Source organism: Lacrimispora sp. YZC11 (genome assembly GCF_057543815.1).
Map to the genome: position 1 here is coordinate 370,525 of NZ_BAAJYQ010000016.1, position 24,170 is coordinate 394,694.

Annotated in this window: 23 protein-coding genes; 10 read left to right on the forward strand and 13 right to left on the reverse strand. The window is 39.5% G+C overall.

What is annotated here, in order from left to right; all coding sequences use genetic code 11:
- The first annotated feature begins 67 nt into the window (after window positions 1-67).
- From AC27IJ_RS17015 to AC27IJ_RS17045, 7 genes are all read left to right on the forward strand, one after another.
- The gene (locus AC27IJ_RS17015) at window positions 68-1,147 is read left to right on the forward strand and encodes an efflux RND transporter periplasmic adaptor subunit (RefSeq protein ID WP_312443412.1); all 1,080 of its coding nucleotides are present in this window, start codon (window positions 68-70) and stop codon (window positions 1,145-1,147) included.
- Window positions 1,144-4,188, forward strand: a complete 3,045-nt coding sequence (locus AC27IJ_RS17020; protein ID WP_487149881.1) for an efflux RND transporter permease subunit — start codon at window positions 1,144-1,146, stop codon at window positions 4,186-4,188. The genes AC27IJ_RS17015 and AC27IJ_RS17020 overlap by 4 nt, the downstream gene beginning before the upstream one ends.
- 32 nt (window positions 4,189-4,220) lie before the next feature.
- Window positions 4,221-5,369 carry a TolC family protein gene (locus AC27IJ_RS17025; protein ID WP_312501698.1) on the forward strand — a complete coding sequence of 383 codons (1,149 nt, stop codon included), beginning with the start codon at window positions 4,221-4,223 and terminating at the stop codon, window positions 5,367-5,369.
- A 4-nt stretch (window positions 5,370-5,373) separates the two neighbouring features.
- Window positions 5,374-6,579: a TolC family protein gene (locus AC27IJ_RS17030; protein ID WP_312443409.1), complete on the forward strand. Its 1,206-nt coding sequence runs from the start codon at window positions 5,374-5,376 to the stop codon at window positions 6,577-6,579.
- 81 nt (window positions 6,580-6,660) lie between these two features.
- Window positions 6,661-7,878 (forward strand): AAA family ATPase, encoded by a 1,218-nt coding sequence (locus AC27IJ_RS17035; protein ID WP_487149884.1) that lies wholly within the window; start codon window positions 6,661-6,663, stop codon window positions 7,876-7,878.
- Window positions 7,879-8,317: 439 nt separating this feature from the next.
- Window positions 8,318-8,791, forward strand: coding sequence for a hypothetical protein (locus AC27IJ_RS17040; RefSeq protein WP_312443403.1), 474 nt, complete (start codon window positions 8,318-8,320; stop codon window positions 8,789-8,791).
- A gap of 721 nt (window positions 8,792-9,512) precedes the next feature.
- Window positions 9,513-10,571 carry a tyrosine-type recombinase/integrase gene (locus AC27IJ_RS17045; RefSeq protein WP_487149886.1) on the forward strand — a complete coding sequence of 353 codons (1,059 nt, stop codon included), beginning with the start codon at window positions 9,513-9,515 and terminating at the stop codon, window positions 10,569-10,571.
- A 940-nt stretch (window positions 10,572-11,511) separates the two neighbouring features.
- On the opposite strand, the gene AC27IJ_RS17050 is transcribed toward AC27IJ_RS17045, so the two are convergent.
- The 3 genes from AC27IJ_RS17050 to AC27IJ_RS17060 all read right to left on the reverse strand — a co-directional run bounded on the left by AC27IJ_RS17050 (window position 11,512) and on the right by AC27IJ_RS17060 (window position 14,472).
- Window positions 11,512-12,108, reverse strand: coding sequence for a 50S ribosomal protein L25 (locus AC27IJ_RS17050; protein ID WP_312443400.1), 597 nt, complete (start codon window positions 12,106-12,108; stop codon window positions 11,512-11,514).
- A 735-nt stretch (window positions 12,109-12,843) separates the two neighbouring features.
- Complete coding sequence (locus AC27IJ_RS17055) at window positions 12,844-13,035, reverse strand: YwbE family protein (protein ID WP_313152911.1); 192 nt, start codon at window positions 13,033-13,035, stop codon at window positions 12,844-12,846.
- A 141-nt stretch (window positions 13,036-13,176) separates the two neighbouring features.
- Window positions 13,177-14,472: a hypothetical protein gene (locus tag AC27IJ_RS17060; RefSeq protein ID WP_487149889.1), complete on the reverse strand. Its 1,296-nt coding sequence runs from the start codon at window positions 14,470-14,472 to the stop codon at window positions 13,177-13,179.
- A gap of 191 nt (window positions 14,473-14,663) precedes the next feature.
- Between AC27IJ_RS17060 and AC27IJ_RS17065 the strand changes: the two genes are divergently transcribed.
- The gene (locus AC27IJ_RS17065) at window positions 14,664-15,620 is read left to right on the forward strand and encodes an alpha/beta hydrolase family protein (RefSeq protein ID WP_487149891.1); all 957 of its coding nucleotides are present in this window, start codon (window positions 14,664-14,666) and stop codon (window positions 15,618-15,620) included.
- A gap of 185 nt (window positions 15,621-15,805) precedes the next feature.
- Here the strand turns inward: AC27IJ_RS17065 and AC27IJ_RS17070 are convergent, their stop codons facing one another.
- Both AC27IJ_RS17070 and AC27IJ_RS17075 read right to left on the reverse strand, forming a co-directional pair.
- Entirely contained in the window at window positions 15,806-17,755 is a 1,950-nt protein-coding gene (locus AC27IJ_RS17070; protein ID WP_487149893.1) for a GTP-binding protein, read from the reverse strand.
- Between the two features lie 136 nt (window positions 17,756-17,891).
- Window positions 17,892-18,206 (reverse strand): LysM peptidoglycan-binding domain-containing protein, encoded by a 315-nt coding sequence (locus AC27IJ_RS17075; RefSeq protein WP_313154105.1) that lies wholly within the window; start codon window positions 18,204-18,206, stop codon window positions 17,892-17,894.
- A 177-nt stretch (window positions 18,207-18,383) separates the two neighbouring features.
- Here AC27IJ_RS17075 and lexA point away from each other — a divergent pair, with 177 nt between their 5' ends.
- Window positions 18,384-19,004 (forward strand): transcriptional repressor LexA, encoded by a 621-nt coding sequence (gene lexA / locus AC27IJ_RS17080; protein ID WP_312443389.1) that lies wholly within the window; start codon window positions 18,384-18,386, stop codon window positions 19,002-19,004.
- Window positions 19,005-19,208: 204 nt separating this feature from the next.
- On the opposite strand, the gene rsfS is transcribed toward lexA, so the two are convergent.
- The 8 genes from rsfS to rplU form a co-directional block, all read right to left on the reverse strand.
- Entirely contained in the window at window positions 19,209-19,571 is a 363-nt protein-coding gene (rsfS, locus tag AC27IJ_RS17085) for a ribosome silencing factor (RefSeq protein WP_312443387.1), read from the reverse strand.
- A complete protein-coding gene (yqeK, locus tag AC27IJ_RS17090; protein ID WP_312443385.1) occupies window positions 19,568-20,164 on the reverse strand; it encodes a bis(5'-nucleosyl)-tetraphosphatase (symmetrical) YqeK in 597 nt (198 codons plus the stop codon). The genes rsfS and yqeK overlap by 4 nt, the downstream gene beginning before the upstream one ends.
- Complete coding sequence (nadD, locus tag AC27IJ_RS17095) at window positions 20,161-20,778, reverse strand: nicotinate-nucleotide adenylyltransferase (RefSeq protein WP_312501715.1); 618 nt, start codon at window positions 20,776-20,778, stop codon at window positions 20,161-20,163. The genes yqeK and nadD overlap by 4 nt, the downstream gene beginning before the upstream one ends.
- A gap of 36 nt (window positions 20,779-20,814) precedes the next feature.
- A complete protein-coding gene (gene yhbY, locus AC27IJ_RS17100) occupies window positions 20,815-21,111 on the reverse strand; it encodes a ribosome assembly RNA-binding protein YhbY (protein ID WP_312443382.1) in 297 nt (98 codons plus the stop codon).
- Between the two features lie 13 nt (window positions 21,112-21,124).
- Window positions 21,125-22,408: a GTPase ObgE gene (gene obgE / locus AC27IJ_RS17105; RefSeq protein ID WP_312501717.1), complete on the reverse strand. Its 1,284-nt coding sequence runs from the start codon at window positions 22,406-22,408 to the stop codon at window positions 21,125-21,127.
- Window positions 22,409-22,599: 191 nt separating this feature from the next.
- On the reverse strand, window positions 22,600-22,890 hold the full coding sequence (gene rpmA / locus AC27IJ_RS17110) for a 50S ribosomal protein L27 (protein ID WP_013272669.1): 291 nt from the start codon (window positions 22,888-22,890) through the stop codon (window positions 22,600-22,602).
- A 3-nt stretch (window positions 22,891-22,893) separates the two neighbouring features.
- On the reverse strand, window positions 22,894-23,232 hold the full coding sequence (locus AC27IJ_RS17115) for a ribosomal-processing cysteine protease Prp (protein WP_487149898.1): 339 nt from the start codon (window positions 23,230-23,232) through the stop codon (window positions 22,894-22,896).
- 2 nt (window positions 23,233-23,234) lie between these two features.
- Window positions 23,235-23,543: a 50S ribosomal protein L21 gene (gene rplU / locus AC27IJ_RS17120; RefSeq protein WP_025233053.1), complete on the reverse strand. Its 309-nt coding sequence runs from the start codon at window positions 23,541-23,543 to the stop codon at window positions 23,235-23,237.
- A gap of 439 nt (window positions 23,544-23,982) precedes the next feature.
- Between rplU and AC27IJ_RS17125 the strand changes: the two genes are divergently transcribed.
- Complete coding sequence (locus AC27IJ_RS17125; protein ID WP_312443375.1) at window positions 23,983-24,162, forward strand: hypothetical protein; 180 nt, start codon at window positions 23,983-23,985, stop codon at window positions 24,160-24,162.
- Window positions 24,163-24,170 lie beyond the last annotated feature (8 nt).

Below are 24,170 nucleotides of genomic sequence, written 5' to 3' on the forward strand. Positions count from 1 at the left end.
AAATGGACGCGGTTTCCCTGCTGATGAAGCAGTATCATATAAAAATGATTTTTATAAGGAGCAGAAAATGAAAAAGAAAGTTTTATTACTTGGAGTAATCGCAGTTATACTGATTGTGGTGGTCATAATTCGGGTTAATGAAAAAAAGGTTACAGAAAAGACAGATGTGCTGCCGGTTGTGGAAACCGAATATCCTGTGGTTGGTACAATTGAATTGTATACCAGCTTGATTGGTACCGTGGAACCAGAGACGGTAGTCAGGATTTTTCCGGAAGCTGCGGGAACCGTTACACAAGTTTCCGTAAAAGCTGGTGATACGGTAAATCAGGGACAGCTTCTCTGTGTGATTGACACAAATAAAGTACAGAACTCAAAGAATACCATGGATAATGCTGAAGTCACTTATAAAGAAGCTCATGATACTTTAGGACGTATGGCTGTACTTTATCAGAGCGGAGCTATCTCAGAGCAGGAATATCAGGGGTATGCAAATTCGGCAAAAAAGTCAGAGATTGCTTTTAGACAGGCGAAGGAAGAATATGAAAATCAGGTTTCCTATAGCAATGTCAGGTCTCCGATCAGCGGCAAAATTGAGAGCAGCAGCATAGAGGAGTTTGATAAGGTGTCAGTGAGTGACCAGATCTTTGTTATTTCCGGGGGGGAAAATAAAATTATTTCTTCAAGCCTGACAGAGAAATTAAAACGTCAGGTAAAGCTTGGAGATACGGCAGAGGTTGAAGAAGGCGGAGAAAATCTGGAGGGAACCATTTCAGAAATAAGTGGGATGGTAGATGAAAAGACCGGACTCTATAAGATTAAGATACAGCTGAACGGTGCAAACGATTTATCTACCGGGACGAGTGTCAAGCTATCGATATGTTCCGAACGGGCGGATCAGGTGATCACAGTTCCCGTGGATTCCGTTTACTACGAGAACAGCAAACCATATGTTTTTACTTATGATAATGGAACTGTACATAAAATTTTTATTGAAGCCGGTATTTATGATTTAAGCCGGTTGGAGGTGAAAGAAGGAATTCAGAAGGATATGGCAGTCATTATTACCTGGAGCCCGGAACTTTATGAAGGGGCAGAAGTCTTGGAAATGAGCACGGGAGAAGAAATAAAAGGAGAATCTAAGGCATGAATAATTTAACCAGAATCGTTTTAAAACGGCCTGTTACCATCATCATGTGTCTTATGTGCCTTATTGTATTTGGTATTTCTTCTGTTAAAAATTCCAGACAGGAGCTGACTCCGGAGATGAGCATGCCCATGCTTATGGTTGTGACGACGTATCCCGGAGCACAGCCAAAGGATGTGGATGACTTAATCGGTAAAGAAATTGAGAGTGCTGTTGGTTCCCTTAGCGGAATTAAAAAGGTGACTTCAAAATCCTCAGAAAATCGCTCCACAGTCATTTTACAGTATGAATATGGAACAGATCTGGATAAGGCCTACGATGATCTGAAAAAGAAAATTGACGGAATTTCCGCAAATTTACCGGAGGATTCCAACATACCGGTTGTGATGGAATTGGATACTGGATCCACTGCTGATATTGCTCTGGTTGTCAGTGGGGAAGAAACTGAAAATCAGTATGACTATATAAAAAAAGAGATCGTGCCGGAATTTGAAAAACTGTCCAATGTAGCCGAGGTATCAATTGCAGGAGGCAGTGAGGATTATATCAAGGTAGAGCTGAATACGGAAAAAATGCAGCAGTATAAGCTTTCCATGTCTTCCGTAGCAAATGATATTTCCGCGTCTGATGTAAAGTTGCCTGGGGGGACAGTAGAAGTAGGCAGAAAAAAGGCCGCAATATCTACACGGCTGAAGTTTGATACAGAGGATTCTCTGCAGGATATTCCGATTACGACACCCGGTAATAATATTGTTTATCTGGGGGATATTGCATCTATTTATACAACAAGTGAAAAAGAGGGGAGTATTGCCCACTATAATGGAAACAATACGGTTTCTCTTTCTATAAGCAAACAGCAAAGCTCTACTGCAGCAGCGCTTTCAAAAGAAGTAAAAAATGCAATTAAAGCACTGGAAGCGGCGAATCCGGGGTTAGATATACATATGGTCAATGACAGCTCCGAGGATATCATGGCATCCCTGTTGTCCATTGCAGAAACGGTTATTCTTGGCATCATTATTTCCATGATAGTTATCTGGCTCTTCTTTGGAGATTTGAAGGCTTCTTTAATTGTAGGGAGCTCTATACCGGTATCGATCCTGACGGCACTTATTCTGATGAAGTTCATGGATTATTCCCTGAATATGCTGACCCTTGCAGCGTTGTCTATGGGAGTGGGGATGATGGTGGATAATTCTATTGTCGTGATGGAAAGCTGTTTCCGGGTGTCAGCACAGGAAAAGAAAGAATTCATTGATTACTTTCAAGATGCGTTGAAAGGTACGGAGATTGTGGCAGCTTCGGTTCTTGGCTCTACCCTGACCACCTGTGTGGTATTCCTCCCGCTGGCTTTCTTAAATGGTATGGCAGGACAGATGTTTAAGCCCTTGGGATTTACCATCGTATTCTGTATGGGAGCTTCCCTGATATCGGCAATAACCATCGTACCTTTATGTTATTTAATGTATAAACCGGAGGAAGCCCGGGCACCTTTGTCCACGCCGGTCCAAAAGCTTCAGGATATTTACAGAAGGGTCATGCGTCATATTCTCCCTAAAAAGAAAACAGTCATGACAGTATCTGTCCTTCTGCTTTTAGTATCCTTTCTTATGGCGGGGCAGCTCAAAGTCAGCCTGATCACTGCGGATGATCAGGGGCAGATTGCCATTACGGTGGATATGGTTCCGGGGCTTAAGACAAGTGAAGCAGATGAGCTGTTGGAAAGAGTAGAAGCTGCCTTCTCCGATTACGGGGAAATGGATTCTTATGTAACCAGCTATGGAGGAAGCGGAGTCAGTGCAGGAAGTTCTGCCACCATACTTGTATATTTAAAAGACAACAGAAAGATACCGACAGATCAGGCGGTGGATATTTTTAAGGAGAAGTTAAGCCATGTATCGGATTGCAGCATTACAGTAGGAGAAAATTCTTATGCCAGCATGAATAGTTCCGGAGATTCTTACGAGCTGATCATGAAAAGCGCAAATTATGATCAGTTAAAAAGAACCTCTGAAGAGCTTGTATCAAAATTGATGGAAAGACCGGAGGTTACCCGGATACATTCTTCGATTGAGAACTCTGCGCCTGTTGTGGAAGTAACGGTGGATCCGGTTAAGGCAAAAGCAAAAGGCATAAGTCCTTCTTCTATCGGGCACAGCGTATATCAGGCGATTAATGGGGTGAACGCGAAATCTATAGAAGTAGATGGTGATGATGTGGATGTAAAAGTTCAATATGCGGAAGGCGAATTCAGGACAATGGATCAGATCCGGAATATGACCCTGCCCCTTTCTAACGGAGGCTTTACAGCCTTAAATGATGTTGTGGAATTAAGCTTTCAGGACAGCCCGGCCAGCATCACGAGAGAAGATAAGCAATATGTCGTAACGATTACCGGAGATTATACCTCAGCGGCAGAAAAGAATACGAATAGTATCATTAACAGTGAAGTTGTAGCACCGAATATGAATCCTCTTGTTAGTATAGGAACCAGCACAATAGATGAAACGACGACAGAGGAACTCATCTCTCTTCTTACCGCAATAATTCTGGCAATTTTTCTGGTATTTGTAGTAATGGCTGCCCAGTTTGAATCACCAAGGTTTTCCTTTATGGTTATGACTACTATTCCATTCAGCCTCATTGGTGCTTTTGGCTTATTGTTCTTTGCAGGCTGCGAGTTGAGCATGGTTGTAATGCTTGGATTTTTGATGCTGGTTGGAACGGTAGTAAACAGCGGGATTCTTTACGTGGATACGGTCAATCAGTACAAAGAGGAGATGCCTCTTGAGGAAGCAATGATTGAAGCAGGAGCTACCAGGCTGCGTCCTATCCTCATGACAACTCTCACAACGGTGCTGTCTATGATTCCAATGGCACTTGCATTGGGCCATTCAGGAGAAATGATGCAGGGTCTTGCTATTGTCAATATCGGAGGCCTGACCGCTTCCACAGTTTTAAGTCTTCTTATGCTTCCGGTATATTACAATATCATGAGCAAAAAAGGTAAAAAAAGAGTAAAAAAGAAAAAATCCAAAAAATGAATAGGTTTGAATAAAGTGAAAGGAATAAAAAGATGGGAAATTGGAAACTGATTGGCACATGTTGTCTTGTGACGGTACTCACCTTTTCCGGCCCGGCTATGAAAGCCCGGGCCGGCAGTCCGGAATTTGCAAGAACACCTGATGAATGGGAGAAGCTTAGGGACAATGTGATGGAGTATGATGAACTGGCTGGATTGATTCATGAATATAACGTAACAGTACAGAAGAATCAGCTTGATTTAAATGATAAGAAAAAAGATGATCTGGTAACAAGGGACCAGTATGCTCAATATTACCGGGATGCAGCAAGTGATGCCAGGAGCGCCATATCGGGAGATGATCCAGTTTCAGATGCTAAAAGTGCGGTGAGCGCGGCAAAAGCAGATAAGGAAGCGGATGTTAGCACAGAGGATCTGGAGATATACAGACTCACCTATGACCAGACGGAGGCGAATCTGGTTGCGGGAGCTCAGACCTCCATGATTTCCTATTTTCAGCAGAAGTATGAACTGGAACGTTCAATGATAAATTTAGAGCTTTCAGAGGCAGAATACCAGGCTGCACTGGCAAAACAGAGCGCAGGTATGACAACCCAGGTGGATGTATTTACGGCGCAGGAAAATATACAGAATTCCAGGGGAGCGATTGATAAACTGCGTGCATCGGTGGAAGAAACAAGGCAGAAGCTTTGCGTAATGCTGGGCTGGAAGTACAATGATATTCCAGAAATCATGGATATTCCGGTTGTTGACATGGAACGTACCGGTTTAATAAACCCGGAAACAGATAAGGAAAAGGCTATTCAAAATAATTACACCTTAAAGATCAATAAGAGGAAGATGGAAAACGCCAGCACCGATATTACGAAGGAGACCTTAAAAAGGACCATCTCAAGCAATGAACAGAATATCAACACTGTTCTTATAAAGGATTACCAGGCAGTCCTGCAGACTAAGGCCGCCTATGAGAAGGCGGTTGGTGAATATAATTTGGAGAGCAAAAACATGGATATAGCCCAACAGAAATATCAGCTTCTTATGCTGAGCCCCTTTGATTATCAAAGACAGAAAAATACGTACAATGTGAAGAGTATTGCTGTAAAGTCCGCAGAGCTTACCCTTTATCAGGCAGTCCAGACATATGATAATGCGGTAAACGGCCTGGCTTCGACGGGAGGCTGATGGGATGAAAAAGAAATTTCTTTTGTCTATCTTCATGGTGGCTGTACTCGCGGCTTCTTCTGTTATTCCTGCTTACGGAGCATCCGGACCCGGTCGGCCGGAGAACGCTGTCCCCAATGGAGTAACGCAAGAACAGTGGGATAGGCTGAATGATGTTACAATCGAGTTTGATGAGCTTTCGGATCTAGTACGGTATTTTAATCCCGGTATGCTAAATACAACGGACACTATTTATGACTCTTTAGATAATCAACGATACATTCATGAAGAGATGAATCGCTATATCATGGATTTAAAGGACAAGGCGGATGAGTTAAAGGATTCAGGCGCAACAGACACTGCAGAGGGAATGGATCAGTATATGATTCTCAGTATGACGGTAAAGGGCATGAAAACATCAGCGGAAAAAATGGGCAGATCGTTAGACTATTTAAACCGTTCCAATTCATCGGTTCAATCCAACATTTCCCGGGCTGCAAAAAACTATACATATTATGCCAATCAAGTCATGATCAGCTATAACAGTGCTCTTGCTAACCGGACTACTCTTCAGAAGGTGGCAGAATTAAGTAACGCGGCCCTAGAGGTTCAGAAACTAAGCGTAAAGCAGGGAGTGTCTACGGAAGCGGCTGTGCTTTCGGCCCAAAAGGAAGTGCTGTCTGCACAGTCTTCTCTTCTGAAGCTTGACAATACCATTGACAGCTTACGGCGTTCCCTTTGTCTTATGACCGGATATTCTGAAGAGGCAGTTCCTGCAATCGGTGGACTTCCTGAACTGGATCCCATTACTGTTTCTGCCATTGATTTAGAAGCGGACACTGCAAAAGCCATCGGAAATAATTACAATCTCATTTCGAAACGCCATACAACCTCCAATCATTCCACAACCGGAATGAAAGACAAGGAAGCCAGGGATTCAGAAGGAGAACAGAACGTTGCAATTACAATGCAGTCCTATTATCAGGCGATATTGCAGGCAAAAAGCACATATGAGGCTGCCTGTATTTCTTATGAAAAGGCTATATTGGAGAAAGAGAAGTCAGACTATTCTATTAAGATTGGCTTGCTAAGCAAAATCAGTTATATGCAGGCGCAGATGTCATATTTTGAGGCAGAAAGTGAAAAGCAGAATGCCTATGACTCTCTGTATCAGGCTTATGATACCTACCAGTGGGCGGTAAACGGAATCATTATGACTTCGGAACAGTAGTGATCCCAATATAGAGAATCCACAAAGAGAAATTTATAAATTAGTTACTTAATATCGGACGCACAAAGGAGGAATGATGCAATGATATTGTCTTTTCGTTTTAGAAATTTTCGTTCCTTTCTGTATGAAGTTTTTATTGATATGAGTGCATCAAATTATGAGGAACTCCCAAGTCATTTGATCCAAACTGACAGAAAAAAGCTAATAAAGACCCTGGCTGTTTATGGAGCCACCTCAAGTGGTAAAACCAATTTATTCCTTGCCCTTGCCAGTTTTCAATCGCTTATTTTCAGACAGCTTTTTTTACTGAATGATATTTCGGAAAAACATCACATGCCGCTTTCGGAATTAAGCTGCAGAAGTAAGATTGTTCCATGTCAAATGACAGACATGAATCAGCAGCCAACGGAAATGGAAATTTCTTTCATAAGCAACCAGCGTGTCTATGAATACGGATTCACTATTAAAAATCAGAATATTCTCGCAGAGCATCTGATTGTGGATCATCAAGTGGTATATACAAGGACCGCCGGAGTGCTCTCCGTCGGATGCAGGTTTGAAAAATTTTTGCATAAACGAACAGCTTTCCGTCCTAATGATAAGCAATTATTTTGTTCTGTTCTATCATGTTTGGACATTCCGGAAATTACGGACATAATGGAACCGTTTCAATGTTTTTTTTCTGAACATATTGTGTATTGTTTTGATTTCCTTGAACCGTTTCAATTTCTTGGAAATGCAGCAATAGAAGAGAGAATTTACAAAATACAGGAGAATCCCAATGCACTTAATTTTTGTTTCGAGCAACTTCAAAAGCTAGGAATTCCTGTGGCTGACCTGATTATTGAACATGGTATTCCTATGCTTGGATACCGCGTCAAATCTCGGATCACTGGGCAGTACCAGACACAATATATGGACTTTACAAACGTTTCCGACAGTACACTGAAATATCTATCCATATTTATTAAAATATACAATCTATGTCAAAAAGGAGGAATCTTAATCATAGACAACATTTCTGATAAACTTCAACCGTCTATCATGAAATTTATAGTAGATTTCTTTCAAAGGGATAGTAATAAGAATGTTCAGCTTATTTTTACAACCCATGATTATTCTATTTTAAATAATCAGCAATTTCGGAGGGATGAGGTGGCTTTTGTGGATATCAATGAATATCAGGAATCAAGTCTATACACTATGGTAGACATGGTGGTTCGGGCCGGTTCAAGTTTATCATTGGACCTTTTGGAAAAATATAGTGCTGTTCCCATTGTTAAGGATTATATTTTTTAATATGTAAAGCTTGTAAGATGGTTATAAATCCATTAAAGAACCCAAATTCAGCAGAAAGTATCCGTTGCGGAGAACGGTCAGCATGTGCAGCCAAGACAATTCATTTGGGGTTAAAGGTCTTGAAAAATGGCATTTGATTGGTAATTAGAAAAGACACAGGTTCAGTAATTCATAATTTATCTTTCTAATTTACGCCTTGTTCTATAAGGGTCTTTTCTCATTTAACGTGATAAAGAGAAGTGGGATAATGTTAAGTTTATTTCAGGAAGCAAGGCAGACGGTGGAAACCTTAGCAGGGGTAGCTTATTAAATTACAACGAAACAGAGGCGGAGAGTGTGGAAGCGTTCAAATCGTGGAAATTTCAATAAAATAGGATTGTATATTAATTGAAAATATGGATTTATTATGATATTATGTTAAAAAAAGGAGGTTTTATGTATGAAGGGGTTTTTTAGGGTTATATTTACAACAATATTACTTGCTGGTATGTTGATTATTCCTGCAAGCGCCGCTGAAGATCAGGCTGTTAACTGGGGAGATACAAATTATCAGATAATGGTGCCAGGTTTTATTGAGGGAAGAGATATTACAATTAACGGCCAAACCACACCTGCAATTGTTGTTCAAAAGCCAGAGAAAAATAGTGATAATAAGTATCTTATTTTTGATATCGTAACAACTGATACAAATGCAACATCCATTACTTCAACTGTTTATAATTCAAAAGAAGAATATGCAGGCGATTTAATGACAGATCTTGAAAATGGTCGTGTCAGCTACATTCCAGTTTTATCAGACGATTTTGAAAGTTTATCTAAAGAGCCTATGTATTTTGGATTCTCATATAGGGATAAAGATTGGAATGAAATTTATAAATTCCCAATTTGGATAGTATTTGAAGACAAAAAATAAGTTATCGTTGATTGCTTCAGTTTCTAAGATCAGTGAAGAATCATGAAAAAAGTATAAAATATTATAAGACGGGGCTATTGTTAAAGTAGATATATCTACGGTAACGAATAGTCCTGTTCTTTATGTGCCAAAGTAGTAATGGATAAAATAGTAGCGAAAGCTGGATAATCCCTTTAATAGTGAAAGATTTCGCCCTAACTGCGTCGCTATCAGTAGCATGTACAGCCTGGCTGTCAGTATCTAGATCCGCCAGAGAAGAAAACGAAAAAGAAAATAGCAAACAGAAAGAAAGCAGAAGTGACAAACAACAGTGTTTAAATTTCATGAGGACCCCCAAACTACAGGGAAAATTGGATTTGACATAGAACGGAAGAAATGATAAGATAAGTACATAGAGATCCAACTATTCGCGAAAGTCTAGTTTAACGAATAGTTAGTAGGGAAAACTATGGAACTATCAATTATGTAATTAATTTTATAACTTAAAGAATTTTATCTCTCATAGCCTTGATTACTGTTGCTCTGATATGCCCCGATCTTATGCTCTTTAATCTTACACTCTTTACACCAACGTACGTAAAGTTCTTTAAACACCACTGCCTAAGAATCTGACTATAAATACTAAGTCTTAAATAGCAAAACTAATTAATGAGGGAAATATAAATGACTAGTCTTTCATAATCATTTACAATCCAAATAATAAAAGAAATGAGGCCTAATTATGAGTTCTTCTCTCTCCTACAATCAACAAAAGGATATTGAAAACGTAAAGCACCTGCGCCAATTGGTAAAAGAACTTCCCAATTTCTGCGGAGATTTCTTCAGGGGGATTGAACCTCGCACTTCTTCCCGGACCAGGATTGCTTACGCTTATGATCTAAGGGTGTTTTTTGACTTTCTAATTAAAGAAAACCCCATTATCGGCAAACTTCAGGTTCAAGATATTACTTTGGACCACCTGGATTCACTTCGGGTTGTGGACATTGAAGAATATATGGAATATTTAAAATACCGTTTTAATGATAAAAATCAGGAAGTAACCAACAAAGAGCGGGGAATCATGCGAAAAATCTCTTCCCTGAAAAGCTTCTATAATTATTATTACCGGAATGAGCGGCTTCAAACAAATCCTGCTTCTCTTGTGCAGCTTCCAAAGTTGCATGAAAAGGATATTATCCGGTTGGATATTGATGAGGTGGCTCTCTTACTTGATGAAGTAGAAAGCGGGGAAGCTTTAACAGAGAAACAAAAAGCCTATCATGCAAAAACCAAGATCCGTGACCTGGCCCTACTGACTCTCATGCTGGGAACTGGGATCCGGGTGTCGGAATGTGTTGGACTGGATATAGATGATATTGACTTAAAAAATGGCGGAATCCGAATTCATAGAAAGGGCGGAAAGGAAGTTACAGTGTACTTTGGTACCGAAGTGGAGGATGCCCTTCTTGATTATCTGGAGGAACGCAGTTTAGTCATTCCAGAGGAAGGCCATGAAAAGGCTCTCTTCCTATCTCTTCAAAAGAAACGGATTGGAGTCCGCAGCGTTGAAAATCTGGTAAAGAAATATTCTAAACTCGTGGCACCGCTGAAAAAAATTACACCCCATAAACTGCGAAGTACTTATGGAACAAGCCTGTATAAAGAAACCGGGGACATCTATCTGGTTGCAGATGTTTTAGGACATTCGGATGTTAATACCACGAAAAAACACTATGCTGCTTTAGAGGATGAACGCCGGCGCAGCGCCAGAAATAAGGTGAAATTGCGGGAAACCAATTAAACATAAAAAAGTAAATAAGTAAAAAAAAATTTTAAGGAGTTTTGTTCAAAAATGGTTTTTTAACCGTTATAAGTAAAAAACTAAAAAAGGTTGTTTTGTTCAAAAAACCGCGCCGCTGAAAAGCGGCGTTAACATTTCATTTAAAATACTTGCTATTAGAGTATAAGCTTCTTAGTGTCATTGTCATAAATCTTCTATCTTCTATCAATTTTTAGCTAGGGTAAGCACCAAATCTTAACCCTGCTCAACACCCTTTTGAATCTCCTCTGCAATCTGCTTTACATCACTAAGGATAACTGTTCCATAATTTCATCAAACTCTTGGACTATAATCATTTCGTCTACCCCATAAAATAAATCCTTTGCTTCAGCAATAGACTTTTCCTTTATAGAATCTTTGTTTTCAATAATAAGATAAGAAAATAAATTTAGTATTCATTGACTGATAAATTGCTTCACCATTATTATAATTATCATGTAAAAGCATATTGCATAATTGTATAAAAGTTTTACAAAGAGAAATAAGCTCTCCTCTTCTATATTCCCATTCCCCACCAAGTCCATCTCATTTAATGTTATGCCCCCTCCAAGATGAAAACGCAAAACCGGAAAATAGAATCTTTAAAAAGGTGTAAAATTATCTGATGCGAAATTATTCATATATCATAAGCAACTGTATCCCTGGCGGATTCCTTTTTGTCTTTTGGGGAACTTTGAAAGCTTTGGCGAATAGTCTGCGAGCATGTGTCTTATGTAAGAGGACATGACACATGCACGTAAGGACCTGATATAAATATAATGTAAAGTTGCTATCTATCTTTTTAATTTTTTTGTTATAAAAAAAGAAAGCATCTAATACCTAAATTAGAGCTTTCTTTTTTCACCTTTATCATCAGGCTCTTATAATATTTTCATACGAAAAGTGAATGCCGTTATTCCTCTTAGCTTTCGGACTCTTCTTCACCTTCAACTGCTTCACGTATCTTAGAGCCAACAACTGTTATCATTTTTTGTTCCGGATCAATAGTTGAGGTAAGTCCTTCCGGAAGTTTAATATCACTAAATTGAATACTTTCACCAGCCTCTATATTAGAAACATCAATTACTATTTCATCGGGAATATTCTGAGGTAAGCCCTCCAGTAAAATTGAATCTATGGTACTGTTAATCAACAATCTTTTTGACTCAAGAAGTTCTGCTCCGGTAATTTTTATAGCCACTTCTTGTTTGATTTTTTCCGAAAAAGATACCATTTGAAAATCCAAATGAGAGATTTCGTTCTTAACAGGTTCAATGTGTATTTCTTTTGCCATTACGGTATAACTCTGGCCATCAGGAACAACCAGTTTAAAAATGCCATTCCGGCCAAACTCTTTCATTGATCTTCTAAATACATCTTTCTTAACAGCTATTGAGATTGAATCAACACCTTTACCAGCTATGTTTCCCAGTAAATATCCTTCTCTTTTTAACTGATTATTGTCACCCTTTCTGGTACTTTTTCTTAACTCAACGTTCATAACTCCAGTATTTTCCATAGTTATAAGCCTCCTTGATTTATAATTATATTATGGCAATCATCTAAAATCTTATGATTCAATGATGAAAACCTGTTACCTAAATTTCAATGTGATTTAACATAATAAAATATAAATTGTCAAAAGAAAATATACTTCTCAAAGAAAATGTATTTCAAATAAGTTATCCTAGAATTAAATTTGAATTTATTTCTTTAATACGAACTTATTTTATTTATTATTTTAAAAATCACATAGAGTTTTAAATAACATATAATTAATAGTATAGTATAAATCTGACAATTGTCAAGTTTTGGATTTGTATAACAGAAATTTTTCCTGATGAAAAGATTAAAAGAATATAAAAGTGCAGTTCGAGAAACTATCGACCCTCACTCCTCCTTCATTAGGATCAATTTTTGAACCTTATTCTGTATGAATTATTTTATCCATTTATAAATAAAGTCCATTTTTAGCAAAGTGGATAAACCCTGCAGACTACGTATTTACAATAAAATTTCAGGAAATTAATAAATTCTATTTTTTTTTACTTATTTTTTAAATAAATTTAATAAGTAAAAAAATCAAAAACGTGCTTTTAACCATTATAAGTAAAAAACCAGAAATGGTTGTTTTATTCAGAAAAACCGCGCCGCTGAAAAGCGGCGTTTTCAAATAGCCTGGCGGATGTATTCCTATTTATCTTTGTCTTCTGTTTTTTACATTAACAAAACAATAAACATAATGTGCCTTAAATCATAATACTTCCTGGACCCTCCCCACTTGTCCATCTGTTAACATTACTTTGATACCATGAGGGTGAAAGCTACTGTTTGTTAGTATTTTTCCAACGATTCCCTCTGTTAGTTTTCCGGTTCTTTGGTCAGATTTCAATACAATTTTTACTGTTGCACCAATTTTAACATTAATTCTATTTTGTCCGTTCATTTTTTCTCCTTGTTTTAACATCACTTAGCTTAAAATATGCATAGCTTTATATTTCATTATTTCCAAACTTTGGCAGCTGTTGTATGTCTATTACTTTACACAGTTAATTGTTCTCTTAATATTTATAAATAACCTAAATACCTAATCTAATGGATTTTCAATGTTATCAATTATTTCTTCTTTATTACAATGTTTTAAAAAGAAATAAAAGGTCGAATCAGTTATATTAATAGTGCGTTGTGAAATATCATAATCAAATAATGGTGGTTGTATTTTCTTTGCTGTTTGCAATTTTGCTAAACTACTCAATAGATACCCAATATCGCTTGGCCTTATATCGGCACTTCTGTGATGATGGCTTTTAATTATTTCTTCTATCTTTTTACGTGGCACACCCATTAAAATAGTTGAAAAATCCATACTTAATATTGCAATAACAAAGTAGTATGGCAAGAAAAGAGGCTTTTTCTCCTTATCTTTAATATCTCTCTGCCCCTTTGCAATATCTTCCAGTGCACGAACATGTCTTGAGGCATAATCATCACATTTCACTGTGATAGCGTGATCAAGAGTTATCTGGTCAACAATATGTTTTCTAATCCCCTGTCTTTGTAATATACCATTTTCCAAACATAATAATTTTAATAGCTCCTGAACAACTCCAATGCTTCCCATGGATTCATCACAAAGCCTTAGCAATATTTCATTTGAAATCTCAATATTAAGCTCTTCCGCCCCCTTTTTAGCAACGCTTATAAATTCAGTGTCATCCCATGGCTCAACCGGTATTTCTGCAATCCTATCTTGTAAATCACCATTAAATTGAATAAGCCTGTTTTTCTCTTTCCATACACCTAAAATTATAAATCTCAATCCTAACTCTTGAAAAGTTCGCAAATCAAATGCCAATTGCTTTTGAACATCACTAGATAGATAATGGAAATTTTCAAGTATGACAAATTTATCGGAATTAGCCTGTTTATACAAATCAAAAATGTCTTGCGGCAGTTCTAAGTTAAACTCTATTGATCGATAAGTAAGCTGCTGTTCTGCTGATGCATTAGCTTTTAAAGATCCTTCGACCTCCGCAGCGGCTAAAAATGGTAATTTAGATTTAATTTTTGCTACGGCTCCAATTTCAACATCTCCACTCTTACTCTTCTGCTTATCAGTTAAAATTTCAATACCAAGCTTTCTAAGAATCGATTTATAAATATCTGAAACTTGACTTTTGGGACTGCAGCTGACAGCTAAGCAATCATTATATGGCAAATATTTACTAACCAAAGCAGTTTTGCCTTGTTTTGATGCACCATAAACTATTATTTGTTTATCCGATCTTAATGCGTTCTCAAATGCACCATCGACTTCCTGGCGTTCAATATAGCTTAGCACAGGTTTTCTACTGACCCCATATACTTCTTCTAATTTGACCATATGTACTCTTCCCCCGTCACAATTGTCATAATAATAAACTTATTATACAACGCATTTCCTGATTTAACAAACAGAACATAACCGTAACTATATATACATCTAAAATATTTAATCCTTTCATTGAATAATGTATATTTAAAGGAATGATCAAATATAATAAGCGAATTAAGATTATAATTAGGAGGCATACAATGCTTGAGGAGAAAATTGTTATCGGTGCTGTAACAAAGTATCCACTTAATGGAATATTAAGCATTCCTAAAGAGACCGATGGATTATTTCCTGCGGTTGTACTGGTACATGGTTCTGGACCGATAAACATGGATGAAAAAATTGGTAATAATTATCCTTTCAAAGACCTTGCGGAAGGTTTAACTAAAAATGGAATCGCAGTTTTGCGCTATGATAAGAGAACGTTTATATATGGCAAAGAAATGAGAAATTATCCTGGACTATCAGTTAGGGAAGAAACCATAGAAGATGCTATCCTCGCCTCCGAACTCTTACGTAAAGACTCACGCATTGATTCTGGAAAGATATTTATAATTGGTCATAGTATGGGAGGAATGCTGTCTCCACGAATTGACTCGGAAGGAGGAAATTTTGCCGGTCTTATAATTATGGGAGGTTCTACAAGGAAACTCGAAGATGTCATTATAGAGCAAAATAACGAGGTTATAAAATCACTGAATCGTTTTATAAAAGTGATCGCCAGAAAACAAATAGCAAAATTATCAGCAAAATTTGATAACATATATAACATGAGTGATGAAGAAGCAAAATCAACGTTGGTTTTAGGTAAATACGGAAGGGCCTACTACTTAAAGGAAATGGGTGAGCATCCATTGATCAGCTATCTTGGGCCATTAAATAAGCCGATGCTAATTCTGCAAGGAGATAAAGATTTTCATGTTTCCATAGAAAAGGACTTTAATCAATACAAAGAATTATTAAAAGAAAAACAAAATGTGACTTTCAAACTGTATCCTAATCTAAATCATTTGTTTATGCCTTCTATTTATGGAAAGATACGAAAGGCGAAAAAAGAATATAAGGTTGCACAGCATATTGATGCGCAGGTTATAAATGATATTTCTGACTGGATTCTTTCCGTACAGGAAATGCCGGCAAAGATAAATGGGAATTAAGAGAACTTATTGCTGTAAGAATATATAAGCGGCAAACAAGCTCCAGCCCCATTGCCGCTTTACTTTTTGCCGCTTATTTATTACCTATAAAATCCCTTTAACTCCTATAATAAAGGATTCCAGGCTTCAGAATCTTTATCAATTATACTTTAACTGAAGCTAAGATTAATAATAATAATTAACAATTATCTAAGTGTGTGCATATATTCTTCCGCATGATCCCAATTAACTACAAATGAAGTCCCCTTTTGGCAGAATACGGAGCAGGAAGGATTATCAGTATCTTCATTTGGATTATATTGATAATGGTTAAGAACTTCATCTTGATTATGACATAGATCATAATGAGAAAATACCATGGATATACTTCCCTTGCCTCCGGTCTTTATCATCAGCTCTTCTCCGTAGTTCATAAAAGAAGCAACGGGCCCCAGACCTCTTATTACGGTTCTCCCGCTTCCGTCCGGAACCGGTGCCTCAAATCGACCGGAATATCTTGTAATGTCATTTAATACCCTGCCTGTTAAGTGATCAGGAATTGATATCGTATAGCTGTAATAAGGCTCCAGAAGGACGCTTCTTGCCTTCATAAGACCCTGACGGATGGCCCGGTATACTGCCTCCCGGAAATCACCGCCCTCAGTATGCTTGATATGAGAAATTCCATCAACCAGTACAATCTTAACATCCGTTAGCTCAGATCCGGTTAAAACTCCTTTATGAATGGTTTCAAACACATGGGTACGTACCAGATTCTGATAATTGATTCCAAGCCTGTCCACATGACATTGACTCTCAAATAAAATCCCCTTCCCTCTCTCATTGGGTTCTATCCTCAATGCTACTTCCGCATAATGGCGGAGCGGCTCAAAATGTCCATATCCTGTAACCGGTTCAGCTATTGTCTCCGTATATATGATCTCAGGCTGTCCAAACGCTACCTTTATCTGAAATCTGTCTAAAATAACCTGTTCCAAAACCTCAAGCTGGATTTTCCCCATGATATTCACTTTTAACTGCCGCAACGATTCTTCCCACACCACGCTTAACGCAGGTTCTTCCTCTTCCAGAATGTAAAACATCTGTAAGATTGCCCGGTCAGGAACCTCTGGCGGGTACAGAACCTTTGCCTGAAGGGTCGGTTGAAGTACTGGAACCGCCGCATCACAGCATTCCCCAAGTCCCTGGCCTGCTCTGGTGGTACGAAGCCCGGTGACGGCTACCACATCTCCTGCAGAAGCCTTCTGAAGGGCAGTAAAACGTTCCCCTAGAAAAACCCTTATCTGATGTACCTTCTCATCTGTTGATAAGGAATCCCGAACGTTGAGAAAGCCGCTTAATATCTTCAAATACGTCATTCGCTCCCCATGTCCGTCATAACGAATCTTAAACACTCTCCCGCTAAAAGGAGCTGATACCGGATAGGAAGCTTCTGTGAAACAATAAAAGGTTTCAAGAAATGCCTGTATTCCCTCACCATTCAAAGCACAGCCTCCAAAGCAAGGGAATAACCGCCGGTTTTTAATCTGAGAAACCACAGCAGGTCTTAGGTCTTCAAAAGTAATAGTTCCATTCAACCATTCATCCAGTAATGATTCATCCCATTCAGATACATTCTCAATGAAATCGTCTGGCAATGCACCTTCACATCCTTTCCGAAGGCTTATATCTTGAAAATCCATGATATTGCAGGAAAAATGTTCACGAACCTCAGACAAGGCCCTTTCATAAGATGCTGAAATCACATCAAGTTTATTGATAAATAGAAAAACAGGAATATTATAACGCTCCAAAAGGCTCCAGATGGCCTCTGTATGGCCCTGAATACCATCCGATCCGTTAATCATCAGGACTGCATAGTCCATTATCTCCAAAACTCGTTCCATCTCGGCCGAAAAATCCGTATGACCGGGCGTATCAATCAGATAATAGGTATCATCGCCATGGGTAAAACCGGCCATATCTGAAAATATGGTTATTCCCCTTGCCCTCTCAATGTCATCATGATCCATACATGCGTTTTTAGTATCTACGCGGCCAAGAGCCCTGATCACTCCTTCTCTGTATAATATCTGCTCCGAAAAAGTGGTTTTTCCGGCATCCACATGGGCCAGAATTCCGAAAGTTATCTTCATAATTATATTAAATCCTTTGACTATAAGAATTATTCTGAACTTAAATACACCGATTTAGCAGATGGTGCTTCTATTATTCTAAAGTATAATTAATATAAAATCAATGGAATTAAAAATAACGGCCCGGTGATCTCATTTACCTCACTCCTGAATCAGAATCTGTTGCAAAGTACATAACAGTCAGATACTGACCGCTGTGAATGGTATCTTCCTTTAAACCGTTTATATTCTTTAATTCTTTCACGTATTGGGCAGTGGTCATACCGCTGTTTTCCAAGTACGTTCCGGCAATGCTCCATAAGCTGTCCCCCTTTTGGATCTCAATGCTGGTATAATACTTATCGACCGCCGGCCCTTCCGTCTCCCCGGCAAGGGCATTCATTATGGAATTGCCAAAAAAATGGGAACCAAGCAAAACGACCAGTGACAGTGCAATCAATTGCTTCATCATATGCATACCTCCTCTAAAACAGTCCCAAACAGAACGTAGGTTCTTTTCTTGTCCTCATCATATCACCACGAACATATGTTTGTCAAATGATTTTGTACTTTTTCGAACAAAGGTTTGCATTTCTATCGAACATATGTTACTATAGTCTTAATGAATAAGGATTGAGGAGGCCGTAACATGGCACAAGAGAGAATTACCCCAAAGCAGCAGGAAATTTTAGAATATATAAAGGAAACGATTCTAAAGAAGGGCTATCCGCCGGCAGTCAGGGAGATCTGCGAAGCCGTCTGTTTAAAATCAACATCATCTGTCCACTCCCATCTGGAGACGCTTGAGGAAAAGGGATACATAAGAAGGGACCCTACCAAGCCCAGGACCATTGAGATCATAGACGATTGTTTCCAGCTGACACGCCGGGAGGTTGTGAATGTCCCGCTTCTGGGAACCGTAGCAGCCGGACAACCTCTTTATGCAGAGGAAAACATTGAAAACTATTATCCCATACCAGCCGACCTTCTTCCAAACGCCGAGACCTTTATGTTAAAAGTCAAGGGAAACAGCATGATCAATGCAGGCATTCTCGAGGGTGATCAGATTATTGTTGAACACTGCCCAACAGCTCTTAACGGAGAAATCGTAGTGGCATTGGTTGATGATTCTGCAACCGTGAAGCGTTTTTTTAAAGAAAAAGGACATTACCGCCTCCAGCCGGAGAATGATACCATGGACCCGATTATTGTAGAAAATGTGGAAATCCTGGGTAAGGTAATCGGTTTGTTCCGCTTGGGAATTCATTGAGATTTTAAATGTGAAATATGATACCGGCCCATGGTTTACATAATATAATTATGTAAACCATGGGCCGGTATCATCATTTTAAGACTTTAAATACACGATGATGATTCTGCAGGAAGATAATAATTTTCCTGCTTCTATAAAAACTGCAACTAAAAAACGGCTCACAAGTTCTGTTAAGCCGTTTTACCCTAGCAAATTCCGTTTTTATAATAAAGCTTCCAATTCCTCAGCCTCAATTGTCTTTCCATCTCTCCAGATTCTTTCCAGATCATAGAACAAACGATTATCACGGTCAAATACATGGACGATGATATCGCCGTAGTCCATGAGTATCCAGTTGGCAGACTGATAGCCTTCCACCTGTTTGCAGACAAATCCCTTTTTTCCAAGTTCTTCCTCTACATTGTCGACCATGGCCTGAACCTGATTTGTATTGGTACCGCTGGCAATAATAAAATAATCTGCTATTACGGATACTTTGCAGATATCAATGATTCTGATATCTTCCCCTTTCTTATCCGCTAAAGCTGCATAAGCGGTTTTTACCATCTCAACTGACTGATTCATCCTTGCTCTCCCTTCTTTTCTTCGTGAACCTGCTTATAATAAGCATATGCCTGCTTTGACATAGAGTCCACAAAACTGCCTTTTCCTTCCAGATAATCCAAGGTTTCCTTAAGTATCTGATAAACACACTCATCTAAGTCTGCAAACGCCACAGACCGCACAAGGGCCAGATTCATCGCCCTGTCACGTCGGGGTTCAATATAATCCGCCGTAAAAACGATTTTCTCCAATGTTGACATCTCCGGTCTTCCGGTAGTATGCCAACGTATGGCATTTATAATCTCACTGTCATTTATACGGTATTTATGCTCTGCCAGCCATGCCCCATATTTCGCATGGAGCACTACCGGAGCCTTAAGTTCATCGTCAGTTAATGGAAGATTCTGTTTCCTGCATTTTCTGATAATTTCGTCATCTCCATAAGGCTTGGCGCAATCATGAAGCAGGCCGGCCAGCTCCGCTTTATTTAAGTCACATCCATAGCACATCGCCAATGCGGTGCAAATAAATGATACGCTGACCGTATGCTCAAACCTGGAAGGAGTTAATCTTCCCTTTAAATCATTTCTCAACTCTAAGATCAGATCTTTCATGGTTCCAACTCCTGATATAAACTGTGGGCCCTGATATACTCGATAACCTCCCGCGGTACATAGTCTGCTATGGACTGGCCACTGGCAATCATGCGGCGTAACTCCGCAGAAGAAATGTCCATTTCTCCACAGTGAAGCGTGCGGATATCCGCGCCGTATTTGGAGGCAAGATAAGCAATCTGCTTATCCATAGAACGGTCTGCTTCCTCATATTCCCGCCGGGCGGCCAATATGACTGCCTGGGACAACACCTGATCCGGCTCATACCAATTCTCAATTTCATATAAAGAATCAGCTCCAATGATAAAATAAAAGGAATGCTCCGGATATTCTTCATGCAGTAATCTTAATGTCTGCGCTGTATACGTATACCCATTCCGGCTCACCTCAAAATCCGAACAGACAAAGCCTTCATGATCTTTCACGGCAAGTTCCGTCATAGCAAGACGCATGGCCGGCTCTGTCACATTACGGCTCTTTTTATGCGGCGGATGCCCGGAGGGCATATACCAGATTTCTTTTAAGCCGTATTCCTTATATGCCTGCCCGCCAATCAACAGATGCCCATTGTGGATTGGGTCAAACGTACCGCCCATAATGCCAATTTTACCCATAATCATCGACTCCCTGACCCGAAAATGAAACAGGATTTATTTAGGAAGCACGATCTTCCTCTTATTTTCCTCTTTCGCCTGCTTATAAAGGACTATCTTCCTTCCGATCACCTGAACGACTTCGGAATGGGTCCTCTCTGATAACACTGCGGCAATGCTGTTTCCATCATCCAGACAATTCTTGAGCACAGTAATCTTTACTAACTCTCTGGCTTCCAGCGCCTCTGTAACCGCATTGGTGATCTCCGGTGTCAGGCTGGATTTTCCAATCTGGAAGATAGGATCTATATTCATCGCCAATCCCTTTAAATAGGATCTCTGCTTACTTGTCATATTATTCTCCTCGTTATTTGTAATAGTCAAATTCAAGACCATACATGCGGACCGTATCTCCTTCTTTAATTCCCGCCTGTTCCAGCTCTTCTAAAATTCCGTTTTCTTTTAAGAATTTCTGGAAGAAGCTGAAGCCTTTTTCTGACTCCAGATTCGTATAGCCTAACATTTTTTCAATGCGTGGACCTTCTACCACGTAAACTCCATCTTCTGTAACTTCCACAGTATAAGGAAGCAGTGCATAAGCCAGGCTATTAATATCGAATTCCTTTTCAAATATGATCGGACTTAGATTCACAGTCTGAAGCAGCTCATAAATGGCGTATAACAGTTCTTTAACGCCCTTTCCGCTTACCGCGGATATAGGATACACCTTAACACCCTGAGGTTCAAATTCCGCCTTAAGCCTTTCAATCGGATCTTCACCGTCATCATATATTGCATCTGTCTTATTGGCCGCAATAATCTGAGGACGCTCTATCAGCTCCGGATTATAAGCCTCCAGTTCCTTGTTGATGGCATGGATATCCGCAATGGGATCTCTTCCTTCCGTAGATGCGGCATCCACCACATGAACCAGGACTCTTGTCCGCTCAATATGACGGAGAAAATCATGTCCTAATCCAACACCCTCGGAAGCGCCCTCAATAAGACCTGGAATGTCAGCCATCACAAAGCCTTTTCCTCCATCCACATCCACAACTCCCAAATGGGGGTTTAAGGTTGTAAAATGATAATTGGCTATTTTAGGTTTTGCATTGCTGACTCTGGAGAGGAGTGTGGATTTTCCAACGTTTGGAAAACCAACCAGTCCCACATCCGCAATAACCTTTAATTCCAGCTGTACCCAAAGTTCCTGACAAGCCTGTCCAGGCTGGGCATATTTGGGGGCCTGCATGGTAGGGGTTGCATAATGCATATTTCCCTGACCGCCTCTACCTCCCTTTAAAATAACCTCCCGGCAGTTCTCACCGGACATATCTGCTATGACTTTTCCAGATTCAAATTCCTTGAGTACCGTACCTTCCGGGACCTTGATTACCAAATCCCCGCCGTCCTTACCATGGCAGCGGCGTTTTCCGCCTGATTCCCCATCTTGTGCGGCATATTTGTGAATATGCCGGAAATCAGTTAATGTGTTAAGGCCTTCATCTACCTCAAATATAATATTACCGCCGCGGCCTCCGTCACCTCCGTCAGGACCGCCGCACGGAACATAAAGTTCCCTCCGGAAGCTGACATGGCCATCGCCGCCTTTTCCGGATCTTATAAATATTTTTGCTCTATCGGCAAACATTCATTCACCTGTTACCTTTCTTTTCGATTAAAATTAGGGTTGAACCCCTTTCCTTTAAAGGGTTAAGCCCCTTTCTTAAAGGGTTCAACCCTAAATTGAGCATGAGCAGCGAATTTTTGAATACAGGCAGCCGGGCAGTTCCTGTATCGTAAAAAACGGCTCCATACGTTTAAGGTATGAAGCCGGTCCAATTATTCGTTAATTGCTTTAGGATAAACAGAAACCTGCTTTTTGTCTCTGCCTTTTCTCTCGAATCTTACAACGCCATCCACTAAAGCGAATAATGTATCATCACCGCCACGGCCTACGTTGATGCCTGGATGAATGTGAGTTCCGCGCTGTCTGTACAGAATATTGCCAGCTAATACGAACTGACCGTCAGCTCTTTTAGCGCCTAATCTCTTAGACTCGGAATCTCTACCGTTCTTGGTAGAACCAACACCCTTTTTATGAGCGAAAAATTGAAGGTTCATTCTTAACATTACTTACACCTCCTTAAATCGGATTTTAATATATGGTTCTCCATATTCTTCTTCAATATCCTGTAATCCCAATACCAAAGAATTCATAAGGAGTTGTGATCCTGAACTTATATTTGAAGTAAAACGAAATTGAAAAGCACCTGTCTTTTCCTCCTGATTCACTTCAAAGGAATCTTCTGTAAACTGTTCCACGCTGTTGGTCATGTTAAATGTAAGCGCTGACGCTGCAGCACAAACAAGTTCCTGCCCTTCCTGATGATCATCAGCTAAACCGGCATGTCCCAACATCTGAATTCCTGCATAATGCTGTTCCGAATCAACCAATACGGTTACTCTTATCATAATTAAGCATTGATCTTTTCGATCTTAACCTGAGTATAAGACTGTCTGTGACCATTTTTCTTATGGTATCCGGATTTTCTCTTATACTTGTAAACAATAACCTTCTTAGCTTTGCCTTCCTTCACAACTGTACCTGTTACGGTAGCACCTGCTACGGTTGGGCAGCCAACAGCTAATTCACCATTGTTTACAACAAGTACCTGGTCAAATGTGACAGCCTCGCCAGCGTCAACACCAAGCTTTTCCACTTTAATGATATCGCCTTCCGCTACTTTGTACTGCTTTCCACCTGTTGCAATAATCGCGTACATATGGCACCTCCTATTATCATTACTCGCCAACTATGGTGTTCCTAAAAACATGGAAACTTTCAAACCTCATTGTGCGGCATACTGTACTAATATATCATTCCCATACTGTTCTGTCAATATCTTTTAAATAAAAAATACTCGGCTTTTCCGCTTTCAGCCCGGCTTTTTCTTGTATTTCTTTCTGACACCTAGTATAATAGAAGCCGCAGGATAAAACAAGGGGATATGAATAAAGACGATTGGGCATTAATAATTATATATTTACCAGCTTCTGTTATGGACATGATGTCACTAAAAGGGTCGTTTGGGATTGCAGTGATGCCGTCCTGCCGGTGCCGGAACGATTATGATTCCATGGATTATCAGAACGATCCTTGTTATTATAAGAACAATTATGAACCTTATAAATTTTCATAAGCAAATGAAAGGAGATCAGACTATGAGAATCTTTTTTAACAGAGAATGGAGTTTAGCTGAAAAACGATTATCCATCGTGTCGGCACTTCTGTTGGGCTGCGTCCTGGGCTTTTTATTAGCGCCAATTAAAAAAGGAGTCTACTGCGGCAACCATAACGGAAACACCAGTCTTCCGGAAAGATGTACAAAGGAAATCCAGTAACATTTCAC

Coding starts and splice junctions, on each gene's coding strand:
- AC27IJ_RS17015 (WP_312443412.1), top strand. CDS start 68: ATGAAAAAGAAAGTTTTATTACTTGGAGTAATCGCAGTTATACTGATT.
- AC27IJ_RS17020 (WP_487149881.1), top strand. CDS start 1,144: ATGAATAATTTAACCAGAATCGTTTTAAAACGGCCTGTTACCATCATC.
- AC27IJ_RS17025 (WP_312501698.1), top strand. CDS start 4,221: ATGGGAAATTGGAAACTGATTGGCACATGTTGTCTTGTGACGGTACTC.
- AC27IJ_RS17030 (WP_312443409.1), top strand. CDS start 5,374: ATGAAAAAGAAATTTCTTTTGTCTATCTTCATGGTGGCTGTACTCGCG.
- AC27IJ_RS17035 (WP_487149884.1), top strand. CDS start 6,661: ATGATATTGTCTTTTCGTTTTAGAAATTTTCGTTCCTTTCTGTATGAA.
- AC27IJ_RS17040 (WP_312443403.1), top strand. CDS start 8,318: ATGAAGGGGTTTTTTAGGGTTATATTTACAACAATATTACTTGCTGGT.
- AC27IJ_RS17045 (WP_487149886.1), top strand. CDS start 9,513: ATGAGTTCTTCTCTCTCCTACAATCAACAAAAGGATATTGAAAACGTA.
- AC27IJ_RS17050 (WP_312443400.1), bottom strand. CDS start 12,108: ATGGAAAATACTGGAGTTATGAACGTTGAGTTAAGAAAAAGTACCAGA.
- AC27IJ_RS17055 (WP_313152911.1), bottom strand. CDS start 13,035: ATGAACGGACAAAATAGAATTAATGTTAAAATTGGTGCAACAGTAAAA.
- AC27IJ_RS17060 (WP_487149889.1), bottom strand. CDS start 14,472: ATGGTCAAATTAGAAGAAGTATATGGGGTCAGTAGAAAACCTGTGCTA.
- AC27IJ_RS17065 (WP_487149891.1), top strand. CDS start 14,664: ATGCTTGAGGAGAAAATTGTTATCGGTGCTGTAACAAAGTATCCACTT.
- AC27IJ_RS17070 (WP_487149893.1), bottom strand. CDS start 17,755: ATGAAGATAACTTTCGGAATTCTGGCCCATGTGGATGCCGGAAAAACC.
- AC27IJ_RS17075 (WP_313154105.1), bottom strand. CDS start 18,206: ATGATGAAGCAATTGATTGCACTGTCACTGGTCGTTTTGCTTGGTTCC.
- lexA (WP_312443389.1), top strand. CDS start 18,384: ATGGCACAAGAGAGAATTACCCCAAAGCAGCAGGAAATTTTAGAATAT.
- rsfS (WP_312443387.1), bottom strand. CDS start 19,571: ATGAATCAGTCAGTTGAGATGGTAAAAACCGCTTATGCAGCTTTAGCG.
- yqeK (WP_312443385.1), bottom strand. CDS start 20,164: ATGAAAGATCTGATCTTAGAGTTGAGAAATGATTTAAAGGGAAGATTA.
- nadD (WP_312501715.1), bottom strand. CDS start 20,778: ATGGGTAAAATTGGCATTATGGGCGGTACGTTTGACCCAATCCACAAT.
- yhbY (WP_312443382.1), bottom strand. CDS start 21,111: ATGACAAGTAAGCAGAGATCCTATTTAAAGGGATTGGCGATGAATATA.
- obgE (WP_312501717.1), bottom strand. CDS start 22,408: ATGTTTGCCGATAGAGCAAAAATATTTATAAGATCCGGAAAAGGCGGC.
- rpmA (WP_013272669.1), bottom strand. CDS start 22,890: ATGTTAAGAATGAACCTTCAATTTTTCGCTCATAAAAAGGGTGTTGGT.
- AC27IJ_RS17115 (WP_487149898.1), bottom strand. CDS start 23,232: ATGATAAGAGTAACCGTATTGGTTGATTCGGAACAGCATTATGCAGGA.
- rplU (WP_025233053.1), bottom strand. CDS start 23,543: ATGTACGCGATTATTGCAACAGGTGGAAAGCAGTACAAAGTAGCGGAA.
- AC27IJ_RS17125 (WP_312443375.1), top strand. CDS start 23,983: ATGAGAATCTTTTTTAACAGAGAATGGAGTTTAGCTGAAAAACGATTA.